The sequence below is a fragment of the Mesorhizobium sp. NPDC059025 genome, assembly GCF_042739655.1.
Classification (GTDB): domain Bacteria; phylum Pseudomonadota; class Alphaproteobacteria; order Rhizobiales; family Rhizobiaceae; genus Mesorhizobium.
The window spans coordinates 773,993-793,513 of sequence record NZ_JBHYIM010000001.1 but is presented as its reverse complement, the minus strand read 5'-3'; the positions used below and the strand labels follow the sequence as shown (position 1 = coordinate 793,513).

General features: G+C 62.0%; 14 protein-coding genes. All 14 read right to left on the bottom strand.

The genetic code is table 11. The features are described 5' to 3' along the window. Nucleotides 1–53: 53 nt before the first annotated feature. Complete coding sequence (locus ACFWYE_RS03795) at nucleotides 54–938, bottom strand: siderophore-interacting protein (protein WP_379109640.1); 885 nt, start codon at nucleotides 936–938, stop codon at nucleotides 54–56. Next, complete coding sequence (locus tag ACFWYE_RS03790) at nucleotides 931–1,755, bottom strand: 3-keto-5-aminohexanoate cleavage protein (protein ID WP_379109639.1); 825 nt, start codon at nucleotides 1,753–1,755, stop codon at nucleotides 931–933. The genes ACFWYE_RS03795 and ACFWYE_RS03790 overlap by 8 nt, the downstream gene beginning before the upstream one ends. Then, on the bottom strand, nucleotides 1,752–2,705 hold the full coding sequence (locus ACFWYE_RS03785; protein WP_379109637.1) for a 3-hydroxyacyl-CoA dehydrogenase NAD-binding domain-containing protein: 954 nt from the start codon (nucleotides 2,703–2,705) through the stop codon (nucleotides 1,752–1,754). The genes ACFWYE_RS03790 and ACFWYE_RS03785 overlap by 4 nt, the downstream gene beginning before the upstream one ends. Before the next feature lies 1 nt (nucleotide 2,706). Then, nucleotides 2,707–4,116, bottom strand: a complete 1,410-nt coding sequence (locus ACFWYE_RS03780; RefSeq protein ID WP_379109636.1) for an aspartate aminotransferase family protein — start codon at nucleotides 4,114–4,116, stop codon at nucleotides 2,707–2,709. A gap of 236 nt (nucleotides 4,117–4,352) precedes the next feature. Next, nucleotides 4,353–6,323: an MOSC N-terminal beta barrel domain-containing protein gene (locus ACFWYE_RS03775; protein ID WP_379109634.1), complete on the bottom strand. Its 1,971-nt coding sequence runs from the start codon at nucleotides 6,321–6,323 to the stop codon at nucleotides 4,353–4,355. 6 nt (nucleotides 6,324–6,329) lie between these two features. Then, the gene (locus tag ACFWYE_RS03770; protein ID WP_379109632.1) at nucleotides 6,330–7,295 is read right to left on the bottom strand and encodes an alpha/beta hydrolase; all 966 of its coding nucleotides are present in this window, start codon (nucleotides 7,293–7,295) and stop codon (nucleotides 6,330–6,332) included. An 81-nt stretch (nucleotides 7,296–7,376) separates the two neighbouring features. Further along, a complete protein-coding gene (locus tag ACFWYE_RS03765) occupies nucleotides 7,377–8,405 on the bottom strand; it encodes an extracellular solute-binding protein (RefSeq protein WP_379109631.1) in 1,029 nt (342 codons plus the stop codon). A gap of 218 nt (nucleotides 8,406–8,623) precedes the next feature. After that, nucleotides 8,624–9,820, bottom strand: coding sequence for a serine hydrolase domain-containing protein (locus ACFWYE_RS03760; protein WP_379109629.1), 1,197 nt, complete (start codon nucleotides 9,818–9,820; stop codon nucleotides 8,624–8,626). 1 nt (nucleotide 9,821) lies between these two features. Continuing rightward, nucleotides 9,822–11,480 (bottom strand): dipeptide ABC transporter ATP-binding protein, encoded by a 1,659-nt coding sequence (locus tag ACFWYE_RS03755; protein ID WP_379109627.1) that lies wholly within the window; start codon nucleotides 11,478–11,480, stop codon nucleotides 9,822–9,824. After that, nucleotides 11,477–12,334, bottom strand: coding sequence for an ABC transporter permease (locus ACFWYE_RS03750; RefSeq protein WP_379109626.1), 858 nt, complete (start codon nucleotides 12,332–12,334; stop codon nucleotides 11,477–11,479). The genes ACFWYE_RS03755 and ACFWYE_RS03750 overlap by 4 nt, the downstream gene beginning before the upstream one ends. A gap of 9 nt (nucleotides 12,335–12,343) precedes the next feature. Then, on the bottom strand, nucleotides 12,344–13,273 hold the full coding sequence (locus tag ACFWYE_RS03745) for an ABC transporter permease (RefSeq protein WP_379071023.1): 930 nt from the start codon (nucleotides 13,271–13,273) through the stop codon (nucleotides 12,344–12,346). A gap of 96 nt (nucleotides 13,274–13,369) precedes the next feature. Further along, nucleotides 13,370–14,893 (bottom strand): ABC transporter substrate-binding protein, encoded by a 1,524-nt coding sequence (locus ACFWYE_RS03740; protein ID WP_379109624.1) that lies wholly within the window; start codon nucleotides 14,891–14,893, stop codon nucleotides 13,370–13,372. Nucleotides 14,894–15,208: 315 nt separating this feature from the next. Beyond that, the gene (locus tag ACFWYE_RS03735; protein ID WP_379109622.1) at nucleotides 15,209–16,909 is read right to left on the bottom strand and encodes an ABC transporter ATP-binding protein; all 1,701 of its coding nucleotides are present in this window, start codon (nucleotides 16,907–16,909) and stop codon (nucleotides 15,209–15,211) included. Next, complete coding sequence (locus ACFWYE_RS03730) at nucleotides 16,906–19,485, bottom strand: ABC transporter ATP-binding protein/permease (protein ID WP_379109620.1); 2,580 nt, start codon at nucleotides 19,483–19,485, stop codon at nucleotides 16,906–16,908. Before ACFWYE_RS03730 ends, ACFWYE_RS03735 begins: the two co-directional genes overlap by 4 nt. Nucleotides 19,486–19,521: the final 36 nt, after the last annotated feature.

Below are 19,521 nucleotides of genomic sequence, written 5' to 3'. Positions count from 1 at the left end.
CGCTGTACTGGTCTGGCCGATCACGGCTACTCGCGCTCTCTGCCAAGCTTCCATTAGCCCATGAGGTTCGCCAGCCGGCGATCGATGCCCCGCTCCTTGACGAGCGCCGTGCGGATTCGGCTCACGGCTCCGGTTTCGCCGGCCACCCAGGCGTAGAATTTGCCGGGTGCGGACGAAGCGCGATCCCAAAGCAGGTCGTCGCTATCGGGTTCCACAAGAGCCTCGGCATTCGAACCGGACAAGACATCACGCGGCAGTTCAACCTGACTGGCAGCCGTAATCATCTTGTCGCCATAGGCGTGCGTCTCTTCCGTCTGGCCTTCACGAACCAGCCAGCGCAGGTCGAGGCCATCCCAGGACGGCAGGTCGAGTTTGTCCGCCTCGTCCGGCACCTCCAGGAACGCATCGACACGCGGCCGCGCGTCCAGCGCAGCCAGTTCCTCCAGGATTCCAGCAGCCGCCGGCAACGCGGTTTCGTCGGCAAGCAGCAGGACATGCCGGACACCTGCCGGCGGCTGCCATTCATAGCCACCAATGTCGCCGTCGTATCTGGCGTTCGGAGCCGATATCTGGATCGGGTCGCCGGGTTCTGCGTTGAGGGCCCAGCGCGACGCCGGCCCGTTGTCGCCATGCAGCACAAAATCGACATCGACCTCGCAGCGGTCGGCTCGCAGATACCGTATGGTATAGGTGCGCATCGGCGCGCGCTCACGCGGCGGCACGGTGCGATAGATATCGTACCAGTCTGGCCGGTTCGGGATCGCCGGCAGCGTCCCGTCCGCTCTCGGGAAAAACAGCTTGATACGCTGATCCGGCGCGAAGGTCGCCATCGCGGCAACATCCTCGCCGGCAAAGGTGATGCGCGCCATATGCGGCGACAGAATCTGCCTGCCGGCATGCCGAACGTCGAAAATGCGATAGGCGCTCTGTTCAGCCACGTTCGACTTCTCCTTCCACGACGTCCCTTCGAGCGTCCAGCTGCCTGGCGATCGCAGCGATGGCGGCCACACGCTCCTCATTGGAGGCAGCGGTCGATCCGTCTGCATTCCACAAACTGTTCTCGAAACCCACGCGCACCTTGCCGCCAGCGGACAGGGCCGCGGAAAGCGCAGAGGTCTCACCGCGACCGAAAGCGCACACCATCCAGTCAGGTTGAACCGGCAGTGACGAGGCGGCCTCCAGAAACGGGGCAAGGTCACTCGCACTGCTCTCCTGCCCGGCGGAATAGCGGCCAAGGACATAAAGCACCGAAAGCCCGGCTTCCGGGACAATGCCGCGCCTGGTGAGATCAGCAAGTTGGAGAACATCGGCGGCATCATAGAGGATGTGCTGCACGGCGATGTTGCGGTCGACGCACCATTCATAGAAAACGGCGGCAGCCGCTTCGGCATCGGCATCGGGAACCAGTTCGCGGACAGCGGCGGAAATCGCATGCGGTTCGAGATCGCGCACCAGCCCCATCTGTTCCACCGGCCTGTAAAGGCCCACGGCTTCGGTCGTCACCTGGACCATCATTTCCGGCGCAACCACGTTGATCCGTCGGATAACCTGCCGGTAGAGGTCCGCATCGAGCACATGGCGACCGACCGCATCGCGCACGTGAAGATGAATGGCAACAGCCCCCGCCGCAAAGCTGGCTTCGGCACTCGCCGCGATTTCCTGCGGCGACATCGGCAGGCGTGGATGATCGGACTGGGTGCGCCGGGCACCGTTCGGTGCAACCATGATGCGTGGCAGGATCGGCATGCCGCTCATGCGGTGCCCTCCAGTGTGCGCAACAAAGCAATCAGCAGCCTGTCACGGCGTGCAGACAGTTCTTCGATGTCTTGGCCCGCCGCTTCATCCTCGATCCCGGAAATCAATGCCGCGCAGGTTTTCGCATCGAGCTTCGGCGCCCCGAGCGAGGCCCATCGCGCTTCCTGCGCCGGGCCGAGATGCTTCAGATAGGCCGCCATGCCGCCCTCGCCGCCGCCGAGGTGGTAAAGCATGTGCGGGCCGTCGATCGCCCAACGCAAGCCGGGGCCGGAACGGATGGCCCGATCGACATCGCCAACGCTGGCGATACCCTCGGCAACGATGTTGACGGCTTCACGCCACAGTGCCGCAGTCATGCGGTTCGCGACATGCCCCGGCGCTTCCCGCGCCACCTTGATCGGCACCTTGCCGATGCGCTCCATGAATGCGTAGGCGGCGTCCTGCGCCGCCTGTGCCGTCACCATTCCCTTCACCAGCTCAACGAGAGGAACGAGATGCGGCGGGTTGAATGGATGCGCGACGAGCACCCGTTCAGGATGCCTGCACCGCAGCTGGAGCTCGCTGGCCATGAATGAAGAGGTGCTGGAGCCGATCACCACATCGGGCGCGGTGATCGCATCTGCTGCGGCAAGAAGGTCCTGCTTGAGCGTGAGCTTCTCAGGCGCGTTCTCCTGGACGTAGTCGCAGCCTGCCAACGCATCCTCGAGCCGCTCGAAAAACAACAGGTTGTCGACGCAAGCGCTGGCGACAGGCTTCAGCTGCGACAGATCACGAAGCGCGTCATCGACTGTCTTGCGCAACCGGATTTCCGCACCGGATTGAGGATCATACGCATGCACCTTGAGACCACGGCTCAGGAAATAGGCTGCCCAGGCCCCGCCGATCAGACCTGCGCCGACAATGGCCACCGTCTCGATTGCTTCGGATCGGAAAGCCTTGGCCTCCGTCATCTCAGAGGTGCCCTTCGCGAACGAGGTCAGCGGTCACCTCATCGACCGCGTCGCGCAAGGTTTCGGCGAGCTGCGACAGTTCCGCGTCCGTCACCACGAAAGGCGGAGACAGCGCGATCACGTCGGAATTCGGCAAAGCCCGGACGAGCACGCCCCGACGGCGCGCCGACAAGGCGACACGACCGGCGACCTTCAGCGAAGCCGGGAATGCCGCCTTCGTCGCCCGATCCGCGACAAGCTCCACACCCATCATGAAGCCGGCGCTGCGCACGTCGCCGACCAGCCGAAGGTTGAGCAAGGTCTCGGCAAAGCGCGATCCGAACGATGGCGCCATCGCGGCAACGCGATCGACAAGTCTTTCGCGCTCGATAATCTCGAGATTGGCCAGGGCTGCCGCAGCGCAGGTCGGGTGTCCCGAATAGGTGAAACCGTGCGCAAACGGACGTCCGTCGCGGGAGGCCTCTTCGAACACCGACCATATGCGTTCGCCGACCAGCACGGCCGACAACGGCAGGTAGCCGCTGGTCAGGCCCTTTGCGGCAACGATGAGATCGGGCTCCATGCCGTAGAGATCGGACGCGAACCATGCCCCTACACGCCCGAAGCCGGTGATGACCTCGTCCGCAACAAGGCGAACATCATGCCTTTCAAGCACTCTGGCGACGGCGGCGAAGTAGCCGGTCGGTGGCGGCAGCACGCCACCGGTTCCCATCACCGGTTCGGCAATGAAACCCGCGACCGTATCGGCGCCTTCGGCGATGATCGCTTCCTCGAGTTCCCGGGCGAGAAAGTCCGAATAGTCTTCTTCGGTCACATAACCTCGCGCCGGCGCATCCCGATAAAGGTCGGGACGCGAAACGTGCCTTGCGAATTCGAGCGGCAGTCCAAAATTCTGGTGAACCATCGGAATGCCGGACAGGCTGCCGGCTGCCGCCGTTACGCCATGATAGGCGTAGGACCGAGAGATGATCTTGCGTTTCAGTGGCTTACCGCGAAGCATGTTGTACGACCACAGCATCTTCACCGCAGTGTCGTTGGCATCCGAACCGGACAGGCCATAGAACACGCGCCGCATTCCGTTCGGCGCCAGTTGCAAAAGCCTTTCCGACAGCCTGATGCTTGGCTCGTTGGCGACGGTGTTGAAGGAGTGAAAATAAGGCAGTTCCAGCGACTGCCGGTGAATGGCGTCGGAGATTTCCTTGCGCCCGTAGCCGACGTTGACACACCAGAGACCGGCTGCGCCATCGAGATAGGTCTTGCCGGAAACGTCGGTGATGGAAGAACCCGATGCCCGCGCCATCACCAGTGCGCCATTCACCTGCTGATCGGCAATCGCCGTGAAGGGATGAAACTGGGTTTCCCGATCGAGCGCCACCAGGGCCTCGCCATCAAATCCGGCGCTTGCCACCATCTTTCTCCTCCCGCACCGGCACGTTGGAAAATCCGATGCTTTCTCTCTGTATAATTTGCGATCGACGATCACACAACAGAAAGTCGATGATCCAGAATTTTCACTGCCGTCAGGCGGATGAAAAAACAAACATCCAATTGATTTTTAAAGAACTTACACAGTTGACAGAGCCAGAGTCTTACGAAGCATTCCACTTCGGAAATGAAACAAAAACTGCCGAAGACAATGACACAGCGCTAGGCTTCGATACAGACATCTCCGATCGGGCTGGTGGAGCAGGCCAGCACATAACCTTCCTCCTTTTCGCCCTGCGAAAGCACCGACCGCTCCGGATCGGCCGCATTGGCAGCCACCCGCCATTCTCCGGACACCACCTTGCAGCGGCAGCTTCCACAGATGCCGGCTTCGCAGTCGGACGTCAGCTCGACACCGACCTTGCGCGCCAGTTCCAGCAGCGTCACCGTGCCCGAGCCGCTGACCGACTTGCCGGCCTTGAGGAAGGAGACCTTGTAGTTGCCGATTTCCGGCATTGGCATCGCCGCCCGATCAGGGCCGAAGGTTTCTTCCAGGAACGGGAATTCCGGCCGCGCCTTCCAGCCTTCGTAGATTTCACGAGCCCCGGTTCGAAACCCATCCGGGCCGCAACACAGAACCGCCCGCTCGGCAAAATCGGGACAAACCGCCTGCATCATGGCGTTATCGAGCCGGCCAACCAGAGCTCGCATGCCATGCTTGCTGCTTTCGAACCTTGCAGCCAGGGCATTGGCGTCCGCAACCGCATTGCTCCCCGTGAGGTTCCAGGAAAGCTTCAGCCGATCGCCCATCTGCATCCTGATCGACAGCAGTTCGTGCAGGAAGGCGATATCTTCGATGCCGCGTGCGCTGTGATGGAAGCACACATCGAGCGGCAGGTTTGTGTCGGCAATGAAGCGCAGCATTGCCATCATCGGCGTGATGCCGCTGCCGCCCGACAGCAGCAGGAGCTTCCCGGCAGTCCCGACCGCCGCCAGGTGGAAGCGGCCATTCGACCCAAGTGAGCGAATGCTGTCACCAACCTTCAACGTATCATGCAACCAGTTGGAGACGCGCCCACCATCAACCCGCTTCACCGTCACCGACAGATAATGCGGCCGCGATGGCGATGAAGAGATCGTGTAGTTGCGGCGCAACGTCTCGCCGTCGATATCCAGCAGCAGGGTAATGAACTGGCCGGGTTTGTAGTCGACGGCATGATCCGCCACGAAACGGAAGGTACGGAAATCGTTCGCCTCGTCGATGACGGCCACACAGCGCAGCAGACGCTCGTGACTGCCATGACGAGCATCTGTGCCGGCATTCGCCGAAGTGGATGGCAGCCGCGTGACCGGCTGCGCATTCCCCGGCAGAATCGTGATCGCCGGCTTGCGCGACAACACTTCGACCTTGTCGCCGACATGCAGCCTGCCGAGCGTGCGCGGGACGAGAAACTGGCCGAAATAGGCCTTGCCATCCTCACCGCGACGCTGCCGGCCCAGCATTGCCAGAGGTTCGTGATCGGACCTCGCCGCGCCGGTAGCGGGATCGAGCGTGATCATCACGCAACGGTCACACGCGCCGATGGCCTCGAACTCCACATCGCCGATACGCACATGACTCCAGCCGTCCTCGTCAAAGGCAGGCGCACCATTGATCACAAGGTTAGGCCGAAACCGCTCCATTTCGGCTTCGACGTCGAGATAGCGATTGATCTCGGCAAGTGACGCCGAATTGGTCAGCAACAATGGCGCTGTATCGGCAAAGCTCACCGTTCCGCCGGGGCCGATCGCCAGGGGCCGGTGTGTGACCGCACCCTTGACGACCATCCTGCAGAAGCGGTCGAGGAAACGCGTCAGCCACTGGTGAACCCTCTCACCGGCGTCGAGTGCCACGACATCGTCGCCCCAGATTGTCACGTCGCGAGCGACATCGAGCCGGGCCCGCGAGAACACCAGCGGCAACATGCCAGGCGCAGAGAGAATGATGTCGTCACCATCCACATGCGTGCGGATCTGCATCAGGCGCGGTGCCTTGCGGGCGGTGAGGCAGTTACCGGTTTCGTCGACCACCATCATGCGTCGATCGCCAGTCAGCCCTTCGGCTTCCAGACGCACCGTCTCGATCGGAACACCGGCGCCCGACTTCAGCGGATAGAAGGTGATGCGCTGCAGGCGCCATGACGTATCGACCATGGCAGCCTACCGCGGATCCTTGCCCTTGAGCGCGAGCTGAACGGCAGCGCAAACTTCCCGGAAAGCCGCGTCCGACGCCTTCGAGATGCCGGCATGCTGCATGAAATTGTGTATCAGCCCGTCGAAGCAGCGATAGCGGACATCGTTTCCGGCAGCCTTGAGCTGCTCGGCAAAAGCCCGCCCCTGGTCACACAACACGTCATTTTCGGCCGCATAGAAAAGAACCGGTGGCAGACCATCGAGATCGGTCGCCAGCACAGGCGAAACGCGCGTGTCAGTGGCCATTTCAGAATCCGGCAGATAGGCCTTCGCGAAATATTCGGTCTCCGCGAACTCCAGATAGTAGCCGGTGGCAAATTCACGGTCCGAGCCTGACGGAGACACGAGGCCGAGATAGGGCCTGGCGTCGACGAGCGGATAGAGCAGGCAGACGGCACGAAACAGCCTTTGCTGCCGGTAATGCCGCATGAGTGCGATCGACAGGTTTGCACCCGCACTGTCCCCCATCAGCGAAAAGCAAGCCGGGTCTCCACCATGATCGGCCGCCCTCGCCAGGACCCAGTCCACGGCTGCAAGCGCATCTTCCACTGCCGCCGGGAATGGATGCTCCGGCGCAAGCCGGTATTCGACGAAGACGACCAGTGCGCCGCACTCCAACGCGATGCGCGCGGACTGCAGCGCGTAGGTTGCGGCATCGCCAAGAACGAAGCCGCCGCCATGCAGATAGAGGATAACCGGCAAAGGACCCGTAGCAACACCCGCCGGCCTGTAAAGATGAAGCGAGACATCGCCCCTGCCCGTTCCAAGCCTGACGGTGTTCTCCTCCACCGGCTTTTCGGGTGGCCGGCTCATTTCCCGATACTGGTCGCGGTAGCTGCGGCGCGAGCCGTCCAGCGTAACCTCATCCTGCTGGGCGGCCTGCTCGCGCGCCAGCCGGTCGAGCATGCCGCTGATTTCCGGATCGAGTGCCATTTCCACTCCAACTCCCGATCAGGCCGTGAATTCCAGCGTCATTTCCGCCGCATGTGTGAATTCACGACCTGGATGCCGGGTTCACTTCAACAGGTCGGTCCAGATCTTCGTATACATCGCCTGGACATCGGCGGGACAGCCGACATTGACCTTCCCGTATTGGACCAGGTCAGCCGGAATGTTGAGTTCCAGCGCATCCTTCATGTCCGCGGGCATGAACTTCTCCGAACCCTTGATCCCGTTTGCATAGCGGGAGAACGCCGACAGCATCGCCGCATTCTCCGGGTCCATGACGAAATTCATGAACAACCTGGCGTTCTCGACATTCTTGGCGTCCTTCAGGATCATCAGATTGTCCATCCAGACCGGATACCCTTCCTTGGGGTAGCCATAGAGGATGTCGGGGTTCTGCAGCCGAGAGCGGAAAGACGATCCGTTCCAGTTGACACCGGCAGCGATGTCGCCGCGCGAGTATTTGTCGATATTGCCGAAATCCATGGCCAGCCATTTCGGCTTGGCTGCCACCAGCGTATCGCGCACCTTCTTCAGCACCGCCTTGTCGTTGGTGCACGGCTCGCCGCCCACGTAGGAAACCGCAAGGAACATGACGTCCGACATTTCTGGCACCACATTGACCTTGCCAACCAGTTCGGCAGGCGGGTCCATGAAGATGGCCGATGTATTGATGTCGCCGGAATAGACCGACTTGTTGACCGTGACGCCGGTCGTTCCCCACATCCACGGCACCGAATAGCGCCGGCCGGGATCGAACGGCACATCGACCCAGCGTGGGTCGACATTCTTGAAATTCTCCATCTGGTCCGGACGACTCTCCAGAACGAGACCTTCGTCGATCCAGACCTTGACCACCGGAGCGGAGGGCACCACGACGTCATAGCCGTGGCCACCCTGGCGAACCTTGGCGAGCGCGGTATCGTTGGAATCGTACTCGGTCACCGTGACCTTGACGTCGTATTTCTGCTCGAACTTCTTGACCATCTCCGGGCTGGTGTAGTTGCCCCAATTGTAGATGTTGAGCACGCCCTCGGCACGTGCCGTACCGATGCCGGCAAGCGTTGCGACGGCCGCCGCAGCTAAGGTCCAGGCCATTCTGTTTCCCCTCCCGGTTCCGCGCCTCGTCATGTGCGCTTCGCCGGCAGACTGGCATGCGATCGCAAAGTGCACAAGAGTGCGATCTGCGATCGCAAAAATTATTTGCCTATTACGAAAATCGCGATGCAGTCGATGCCTGCAAATACCTCCAATCCAGCGACAGGAAGCCCTGGCAAAATATTGATAATACTGACAATAGTGACCCTGCCGAAAGCTTACGTCTCCGCGCAGACATCACGAATGGCGTGGATTGCCGCCAAAGCCTCGATCGAACGGTCCGGATTGACGAACTCCGGCCAGGTCGACAGCTTCACTGCGGCAAAATCGGTCTGCGGGTCCATGTAGATATACTGGCCGAAGATGCCCCGACACATATAGGACCGCCGCTCGGGATCCTCGATCCAGAACTGGTTGTGGTAGGCACCGTTCGGCAGGACGGTCCGATAGATGCCCTGGAAGAGCTCATGGTTGCCACGCCGGGTTTCCTCGATCCAGTCCGACGGAACGATCCGGCGGCCGTTCAGCGTGCCGCCACGCAGATGCAGCAGGGCAAAACGGGCGTAGTCGCGCAGTGTCGCGTTGAGGCCACCGTCGGCAAGTGCATAACCGCCGTGATCCACCGTGATGTAGGCATCTTCTTCCGCGCCCATCGGCGCCCACAATTCATTGCTGATCAGCTCGGCCAACGGCAGCCCGCTGACCCGCTCCATCAGGAAGCCGAGGATGTCGGTTTCGATCGACCGATAATTGAAAACCTGTCCGTGCGGCCGCTGCTGCTCGGTCAGCGTCATGATCAGCTGCCATACCGTTTGCGGCCACTCGGGCCTCGTCATCGGCTTCCAGCCACAGGCCTGGTCGAGCTGCTGCATGTGCGAGCCCTCCGTCGTGTAGGACTCGTCGAACAGGACACCACTCGTCATGTCCAGGACCTGCTGGACCGTTGCTCCGCGATACGCCGTCGCTTCGAGTTCCGGCAGGTACTTCGTCACCGGCGCTGCGGTCTCGACAAGCCCCTTGTGAACAAGAATGCCCAGCACGGTGGCAACGATAGACTTGGTCACCGACATCGCTAGGTGGTGGCCATGCGGTTTCATCCCGTTCATGTAGTGCTCGGCGACAATTTCACCGCGCGACAGCACGAGAAACCCGTCGGTAAAGCTGTTGTCGAGGAAGTCGCGGATCGTGCGGCGGCGCCCCGCGACATCGAACTCGATGTGATCGATCTCGACGGTGCGCGTCGGCAGCGGCAAGGTCGGCCCTTGACCGCGCCAGATCCGGGCGGTTGCGGTCATTTCCCGTACATGCTGGAACGTCCAGCGATGATAGGGAGGATAGTCCCAATCCGTACGCGGAATGATGGAGGATCCCGGCAGGCCAGGATCGCGCCACTGCGCACTGCTGTTGGCGTTCATGTCAAACTCCCTCCATTGCCTGCCCAGGCAGCCGATGCAGCGAGGCGACAAGCTCCCGCGTGTAGGCTTCCTGCGGGTTCGTCAGCACATCCGCGGCAGCACCCTGCTCCACGATCCTGCCCGAGCGAAACACATAGACGCGCTGGCAGAAGGAGCTGACGACTGACAGGTCGTGCGAGATATAGATCAGTGTCAGCGACCGCTCGCGACGCAGGCGAGCAAGCAGTTCCAGGATCTGAGCCTGCGTGGTCACGTCGAGCGCCGAAGTGATCTCATCGGCGATCAGCACCTGCGGCTGCAATGCCAGCGCCCTGGCGATACCCACACGCTGGCATTGACCGCCCGACAATTGCCGAGGCTTCCGCTCGCCGAGCGCCGACGGCAATTCCACCATGTCGAGAAGTTTCAAAGCCTGATTCAGCGCCTCCCGCCGATCGGCCATGCCATGGCGCCAGATCGGCTCGGCGATCGTCTCCAGCGCGGTCATGCGCGGATTGAGGGAATCATACGGGTTCTGGAAAACCATCTGGACGCGACGCCGCAATTCCAGGAGCTCGCGGCCGGCAAGCCGCTCGATGGGGCGACCACCCAGTTTGACCGTGCCGGACGTCGGCCGGTTCTGGCTGATGATGGTGCGCGCCAGCGTGCTCTTTCCGGAGCCGCTTTCACCGACAATGCCAACCGTTTCACCGGTCGAGACAGCGAGGTCCACACCATCCAGCGCCGCAAAAGGCGTAGCCTTCCGGCTGCGTAGGATATCGACAAGATCCCGCTTTGCCGGAAAGAGAACCCGCAGGCCTTCGACCTGCAGCAATGGCGCCTGATCTTCGCTTTGCGCCCAGCCGGCCTTGAACTGTTTTCTTCCCGGCTGCGAATCCACCAGCAACTTTGTGTAGGGATGCTGCGGCGTGCCGATGATCTGCCCGGCTTCTCCCTGTTCGACGATCTGGCCATGGCGCATGACGATGATGCGCGAGCAGATATCGGCCAGAACGCCCAGGTCATGGGAAATCAGTGCGATCGCAAGGCCTCGCTGCCGGTTGAGATCTTTCAGCAATTCAAGGATCTTTGCCTGGACGGTGACATCGAGGGCGGTGGTGGGCTCGTCGGCGATCAGTAGTCTCGGCGCGCAACTGATCGCGGCTGCGATCATGACGCGCTGCTTCATGCCGCCCGACAATTCATGCGGGTATGATTTTGCCCGCATGGCGGGCTCGCGGATGCCGACATCCTCGAGAAGCCTGACCGCCCTCTCCCACGCCTCGCCTGTCGAAAGGCCAAGATGTCGGATCATAGGCTGTGCGATCTGCTTGCCGACCTTCTGCAGCGGATTCAGGTGCGACGCCGGATTTTGGAAGATCATCGCCATGTCGCGACCGCGCAGCTTCGTCCATTCGGCCTCGCCAAGACCCAGCATTGCCTGATCGTCGAAGCGGACCATCCCGGCTACTTCGGCCGTCGACGGCAGCAGCCCCATCGCGCCGCGGCAGATGGTCGATTTGCCGGAGCCGCTTTCACCGGCAATGCCGACGATCTCGCCGGGCATGATCTGAAACGACACGTTCTTCAGCACGCGCGTATTGCCGAAGGTCACCGAGACATCGGCGATATCGAGCAGCGGGCGGCCCGCGATTCTGAGTGGCGCGAGAGGGCCGTTCATGCCGACACCTGCCCGCGGCGCAGTTGACCGAGGCCGTCACCGAGGAAAGCCAGGCCGAGCCCCAGCGAAATGGCCGCAAGGCCGGGGAACATGCAGATCCACCATGCCTGGCGGATGTAGCGGCTTCCGTCCGCGATCATCACGCCCCATTCCGCCAGCGGCGGCTGTGCCCCCATGCCGAGGAAGCCGAAACTCGCACCCGCAAGCATGACCAGCACCGCATCGCTCACCGCATAGGCGACCACGGGTCCGAAAGCATTGGGCAGCACGTGACGCAGCAGGACAACGCGATCGGGATAACCCAGGCACTGCGCGGCCTGCACGTATTCGCTGTCCCGGATCGCCATGACTTCGGCGCGCACCAGTCGCGCGTAGGTCACCCAGCCCACCAGAGCCAGCGCGATGAAAAAATTGAGCAGCCCCGGTCCAAGCACGCCGACGATCGCCAGCACCAGGACGAAGAATGGAAAGGCTGCCGTGAGATCGTATAGACGCATCAGAAGCGTATCGATCACACCGCCATAATAGCCGCTCAGCAGGCCGACGGTCGTGCCGATGATGAGCGGTGGCAGCACACCGGCAAGGCACATCAAGAGATCTATGCGTGCGCCGTGAATGACACGCGAAAGCATGTCCCGACCGACCTGATCCGTGCCGAACCAGTGGGCAGCGCTCGGGCCTTTCAGCGCGTTCATGATGTCGACCGCGGTCGGGTCGTACGGCGCAACCACGGGCGCGAACAAGGCCAGCAGAACCCATGCGCCGACAATCGATCCGGCAACAATGATGCTCCAGGGCACGATGACATCGGCTTGTTGGATAGGCCCGGATGCAGGAGCGGCTTCCATCGACATGGCTATCTCCTACAGCCGCGCGCGGGGATCGATCGCAGCAGACACGAGATCGACCACGAAAGTCACCGCCACCGTCGTTACCGCAAACATCAGGGTGAGCCCCTGAACGACCTGGTAGTCGCGCGCCAGAAGCGAATTGACCATCAGCGTGCCAAGACCCGGCACCGCATAGACCGTTTCAACGATAATGGTGCCGCCGATCAGGAAAGCCACGAGGACGCCGAACAGATTCAACGTCGGCAGGACCGCATTGGGGAGGACGGTGCGCCAGAAGATTTCGCGTTCGCCGGCCCCTTGCGCCCGCGCTGCGACGACAAAATCGGCCGAGGCCTTTTCGATGAGAGCGGCCCGCAGGCTCTGGACCAGAACCGGCACCATCCAGATCGCCGTCGACAGCGCAGGCAGGAAAAGGTGGTGCAGGTGATCGGCGAAGGTCTTGCCGTAACCCGAGACGGGGAACCAGCCGAGCCCGACGCCGAAGAAACGCGACATCATGATGCCGAGCCAGAACACCGGAATCGCCATGCCCGCAATGCCGATGAAACGAATGAGCTGATCGGCCAGGCTGCCTGGCCGGCGCGCGCTGGCAATCGCGAGTGCAACCGATGGCGGCACCGCGAGGCAGATGACGTAGCCGGTCAGGAAAAGCGTTGGCCAGATATACTGCCCGATCAAGGCGACGACCGGACGCTTGTAGCGCATCGACTGACCGATATCCCCGGCAAACAGATTGCCGGCATAGGTCATGAATTGGTGCCACAGCGGCTGGTCCAGCCCAAAACGCTGCCTGATCGCTTCGATCGTTTCCGGGCTGGCGCGATCCCCGGCAATGACCCGGGCAGGATCACCGGGGACCATATGCACGAGCAGGAACGTGACGATGCAGATGCCGGCGAGCACGAAGATCAGCTGGATGATGCGTCTGAAAACTGTCTGCAATTCGCCACCGTTTCCATTGCTGGAACCAAGCCGGCAAGGGCCGGCACAAAGAAAGCGGCACGGTGCCTTACGGCACCGCACCACCTCTGGGAGGATCTATTGCTCGATCATCGTCTCTTCGAGCGTCCACTGCATCGCCGGCGTCATCTTCAGGTTCTTCAGACGCTTCGAATAGGCGATTGCGTAAGGCGAGTAATAAAGCGGGATTTGCGAGACCTCTTCCGTGGCGATCTTCGAGATCTCCTGGTAGATGGCGGCCCGCTTGGCCGGGTCCTGCTCGCGTGATCCCTGCTCTGTCAGCTCGTTGAGCCGCTTGTTGTTATAGAAGGTGTTGAAGGCGTGAGAATCGCACTCGCCGCACAGTGCCCAGCGCACCGCGAGGTCGGGATCGGTCACTTCGTTCATCCACCAGGTCGGCGTGGCGTCATACTCGCCCTTGCCGGTAGCATCCCACCAGCCAGGCGTATCGACATTGACGAGCACCGGCTTCAGTCCGATCGCTTCCCACTGCGCCTGCATCAACAGCCCGATCTGCTGGTTGGTCGAGCCTCCTCCCAGGATGATCTTCACTTCCTTCCCGGCCATGCCGGACTCCGCCAGCAACTGCTTGGCTTTCTCCATATCGGCGACGATGCCGGGATAGTTGTCATCGTGGAACTGCAGCGACCCGGGAAGCGGGGTGTTCGCCGGCTTCGCATAGCCGCCGGTGACCGCCTGGGTAAGCGCCTTGTTATCCAGCGCATAAGCGGCCGCCTGCCTTGCCTTGAGACTGGAGAACGGCTCGCGGCCGTGGTTGAGAAGCGAGACGAAAATGACATTCGAGGGTTCCATGCGCATGTCGATGCCGTCGGTCGCCTTGAGATCGTCGACCTGGGACCAGTTGACACCGCGCATGACATCGACTTCGCCCGTCTTCAGCATGGCGGCGGCCGTCTCCGGCTCGGCGATCTCGAGCAGTTCCACGATCGCATCCGACTTCGGGTAACCCTGGCGCCAGTAGTGAGGATTGGGGGCGAGCACGAGCTTTTCACCCGGCTTCCATTCTTTGACCATGTAGGGGCCCGACGAAAGCGGCACCGAGGCAAAGGCACCATCGACACCGCGCTTGTCGACATCGACCTTGGAGACAATGCCGACATTCCAAAGTTCAAGATTGGCCAGCATGGGTGCCAGCGCATGCTTCATCTTGATGACGACGGTCTTGGCGTCCTGCGCCGAGATCGACTCCACTGCCGCCAGAGGGGATGGCAAGGCCGACTCCTTGTCGGAACGGACACGCTCCAGGCTGAATGCGACATCGCTGCCAGTCACCGGCGAGCCGTCCGAAAACTTGGCGTCGCGCAGATGCAGGGTATAGATCAAACCGTCAGCGGAGATGTCCCACTTTTCCGCCAGCCCCGGCTCCAGTTCGCCGGTTTCGAAATTGCGATGCAGAAGACGTGAATAGAGCTGCCCGAAAACTTCGATATTGCCGGCCGCCCCGGAGCGAGACGGATCAAGTGTGGTCGCCGGATAAGGCGATGCCATGCGGATAACCGACTCGGCCTGCGCAGCACCGCTTGGCGCAAGTACTGCCAAACCCAGCGCAGCCGCCAGCAACGCCCTCATCATGGTTTTCATCTGAAACTCCCTCTGGGGCGCTTTGCGCCTTCTTGTTTTCGCCGCTGGCCTGCCGTCAACAACGTCGATCGGCCAACATCATTATGCGATCGCAGATCGCAAATAATGTCAAGATCGTTGTGCCGTTCGACAACGATTTAGATGTTCCTTTTTCAGAAGGCATGTCAGGTACGACACTAGGAACTCTTGCACACGCGGCCCGACCGGAACCCGTGAATACCCAGTTGCGAGCCTGCAGCGTCGCGCCGCAAACATCATCCAACCCCGGCCGATGCGGCCGGGGTTGGTATTGCCCGATGTGTTGTGATCGAGAGCCTAGAACTGCCAGGCCAAGGAAGCGCGTCGATGCATCCAGTAGGCCGCGAAGCGCCCACCGGCGCGGATGAGGGCTTCACGCGGACCCGCTTCCACCACCCGGCCGTTCTCCACGAACACGATGTTGTCGGCGTGCGCGATGGTCTCCAGCCGATGGGCGACGATCAACACGGTACGATTGGCGAAATTGCGGACAGCGGCAGCAATCGCCGCTTCGTTGCCGGTGTCGAGAGAACTCGTGGCCTCATCCAGCAACAGGATCGGCGCCTCCTTCAGCAGGGCTCGCGCGATGCTCACCCGTTGCCTTTCGCCACCTGAAAGCGCGGAACCCCTCTCCCCGACAGCCGCGTCCCATGTTCCCAGGCGTGCAATGATTTCATCGACCTTGGCCGCGCTCGCCACTTGCTGGATGTCACCATCGGTGGCGGCTGGACGCGCAATCCGGATGTTCTCCCTGATGCCGCCCTCGAACAACTGAACGGTCTGGAAAACCACCGCCATCTGATCCATGAGGCTCGATGGATGATAATCACGGACGTCTCGTCCACCCACCAGAACCTTGCCGCCGTCGACGTCATGGAACCTGGCAATCAGCGACAGGATCGTGCTCTTGCCGGAGCCGGAAGGGCCGACGATCGCGGTGGTGGAACCGGCCGGCACCTTGAAGGAGATGCCGTCCAGCACGACATTGCCGCCCGGCGCGAAACCGACATCGCAAAACTCCACATCCGGCGCCCCGGCAACCGCATTTGTTGCCGGATGTGACAGCGTAGGCAGCGCGAGGATGTCCATGGTGCGACGCCAGGCACCGCGCACGGATTCAAGTGCCAGCGCCAGATCCGAGAGCGTCGTGAAAGGTTCAAGATAGCGCGTCGTCACGACGATGAGCGCGACGGCCTCTGCCGCACTGACCTTGCCGGCGGCGACGAGCCAGGCAATCACGCCAATGAGCGCAACAAGCACCACCTGAAAGACAATCGAAAACAGCAAGGTGCCGGGTACGGTGAACCAGAGCATGCGAAGTCCGGCGCGAAGCTGCCGTTCGACGGCATCCCCGAGCGGCGTGCCTTCGACACCGAGGCGGCCGGCCGCGCGCAGGATCAGCTGCGCCTTCGCGAACTCATCGGTCCGCTCGGCGGCCTCTTCAGAAGCAGCGGCAAAGGCAGCTTCCGACTGCCGCATCAACCTGGCCCCGAAAAACAGCGCCGTCAGGAGGATGGGCACGGCAGCCACGGCGACCAGACCAAGCGGCCAGGTCACGAAAAGCAGGCCAATGCCGATGAGTGGTGGGAGCAGCAGCGAAATGCCTACCTGACCGCAAAGGTTGACGAAGGCGGCAAAAAGCTCAGGGACCGAACCGGCGAGAGCACGCTTGGCCTCGCCCTGCTGTTTCGCGCGGAACTCCCCGAGCGGAACGGCCAGCAGATGGTCGATGAGCGCGTGGTTGGTCCTGTTGGCAACGGCGAAGCCCAGGTCGAAGGCACGTACGATCAATCGCGATTCCGCAAACCATCCGGCAGCGATCGCGGCGGCAAGCACACCGAGCCATGGCAGTGCTCCGTGCGGGCCGGCGCCAAAAAGCGTGCCAAGCAAAGGCAAGAGAGCAAGTGCCGCTGCGGCGCGCGCCAGCGCGGCAAAAACAACCCAGGCGACGTAAGGCGCGATATGGCGCCGAGCTTCCTTCGGGACCAACAGGCTCATGCCGCGACCTCCTCTCCGGCATGCCAGAGGTCCCGATAGAGCCCCGGAATGGCGACCAGGCCGTCATGACGACCGGATTGCACGATGCTGCCGTCCTTCATCACGACGATCGTGTCGGCCCGCGTGACCGTGTGCAGTCGATGCGCCACGACCAGGACGGTCCTGTCCCGCGTCAGCGCAGCGACCGCCTGTTGCACGAGATGTTCGGATTCCGGGTCGGAAAATGCCGTGGCCTCGTCGAGGACCAGGATCGGCGGATTGGCCAGAAGAACACGCGCTATCGACAGGCGCTGCGCCTCGCCACCTGAAAGATAGGCATCCTCGCCGATGACGCTGTCATATCCACGTGGCAAACGGGCGATCCTGTCGTGGATGTTGGCAGCACGCGCCGCGCTTTCGATCTCGGCGTCGCTGGCAGCAGGCCTGGACAGTGCGATGTTGTCGCGAACCGAAGCCCGGATAAAACATACGTCCTGGAATACGAAGCCTATGCGCTTGTTGAGGACCTCAGGACTGAGATCGCGGATGTCGATCTCGGCGCCCCCCGCCGACAGCGTGATGGCGCCTTCCGTTACATCGTGAAAACGCCCCGGAAGCGCGGCAAGTGTCGACTTGCCTGCACCGCTCGGCCCGATCAAAGCGGTCATCGTGCCGGGTTTCAGTTCAAGCGAAATGCCGCTGAGCACGGGCTTGCCAGGGCGATAGCTGAAGGAAACATCCCGGAACCGCAGTGTCAGCGGCCCTGCAGGCAGGTCACCATTCGCGCCCCGGCTGCCCAACTCCTTTTCCTCCAGCAAAACGCCGATGCGTCGGGCCGCCATCCGCCCCTCGCGCAGCGGAACGAGCCCGTAGGCCACGGCCATGATCTGCGCTCCGAAGGCCGTACCGAGGAAAATGAAAGGAAGGATATCGGCCGGCGTCATTCCACCGGTGCTGATACGCCACATGCCGCCGGCGACGATCAGCAGCAGGAAGGTAGGCGGCTGAATGGCAAGTTGCGAAAGCACTTTGCGGCCTGCCATCGGCCGCTGCCAGCCATTGAGGAACCTCGCCTGGCCGTCCAGCACCGCGCGCAAGTCGCGCCCGTTGCCGCCAAATACGCGCACGACGGCGAGCGCGTCGACAAAGGCACCCGCGGCGGCATTGGCCTTCTTCGTCCAATCGGCCACCCGAGCCAGATTGTCGCCATTGCCGCGCATCATGTGGCTGAAGAGGAATATGAAGGCGACGATCGGCAGGAAAAGCATCGCCGCAAGACCGGCGTCGACGGTGAAAAGATAGATGATTACGGCGATTGGCGTGATGGCCCCGGCGACGGCATCCGGTACTGCATGCGTGACCATGTAGTGCAAGCGGCTCGCATCCTCCTGCACCGACTGGCGCACGGAAGCAGCGTTTCGCTCGGTGTACCAACCAAGCGGCAGCCGGCCGAGCTTGTCGATCACCGTGCGGCGCAGATCGCGGCCGAAATCGGCATCCACCACATGCAGCCACAAGAGCAGCATCGAAGAGAAGAAAGCAGCCGCCCCATAAAGCACAAGCGTCGCGATCACCAATGGTTGGTATGCGCTCCAGCCGGCTTCACCGGAGAGCAGCTTGCGGCCGATTTCCGCGAGCAGGACGAACGGTGCCAGACGCATCAGCGAGATCAATCCCTGCAGCACGCCGGCGGCACGCAGCTTCCATCGCAGCGGCACGAGCAACTCAAGACCGCGCTGGGAGCGCCAGCGGCCAACCGCAGGTGCAGGCTCGGGGTTCGACGGCTCTGCCACCTGCACCGCCTGTTCGGCGACCTTGGCCTCAACTGCCGGCTCGGCCTCTTCCCCGCCATGGTCCTTCCGCAGCCGCATCGCTTTGCCGCGCACCCAGTAGGCACGATGCTGGATATCGGCGAGCGGAAAGCCATGCTGCTTGTTGAGGCACGCGCGCACTTCCTTGACCATCTTGGCCTCGCCGGCGAGCCAGGCGTGCCAGTTCGACCAGTCGCGATGCGGAATGGCACCTGCCATAGCCTCGGCTGTGCTTTGCGAAACCCAATCTACGCTGGCATTGGGATGCGCGGTAATTGGAATGGCTCTGTCGCCTGCCGAGACCTCCTGGAGCAGCACGACAATGGGCGCTTCCCGCGAGAGAACAGCAAGGATGCTGTTGATCGCGGGAATGGCTGACGGATCCCCGATCAGGAGATAGCCATCCGGCTCCGGTTCGGGGGGATCGAATTTGGTATAGGAGATGTAGGAGGCCGTGATCGCGTCGCCGGGTCTGGCTGCCATGGCCCAGCTGGCTGCCGGGCCTGCCGGCTGGTGAAGCACGAAATCGAAAGTGACCTCGCCGCTTTCCGGATCCGGATCAATCAGCGTGTAACCGCGCTGGTGAACCTTGTCGGAACCGTCCGGATCGGGAGCCCACAAACGGATGAAACTGGCGGTTGGTGTTTCGCGTCCATCGATCATGGTCGGTGCATGAAAGCGGATGCGACGAAAGGCCGGCGCCAGATCTTCCACGCTCAGCACGGTCATGACGTGTTCGGTCGCGCCGAAAGCCTTCATCAACGCGTTCTGGAAACCGCGTGCCATCGCCATCCTCGCTGCATGCACAATCGCCAGCGCCGA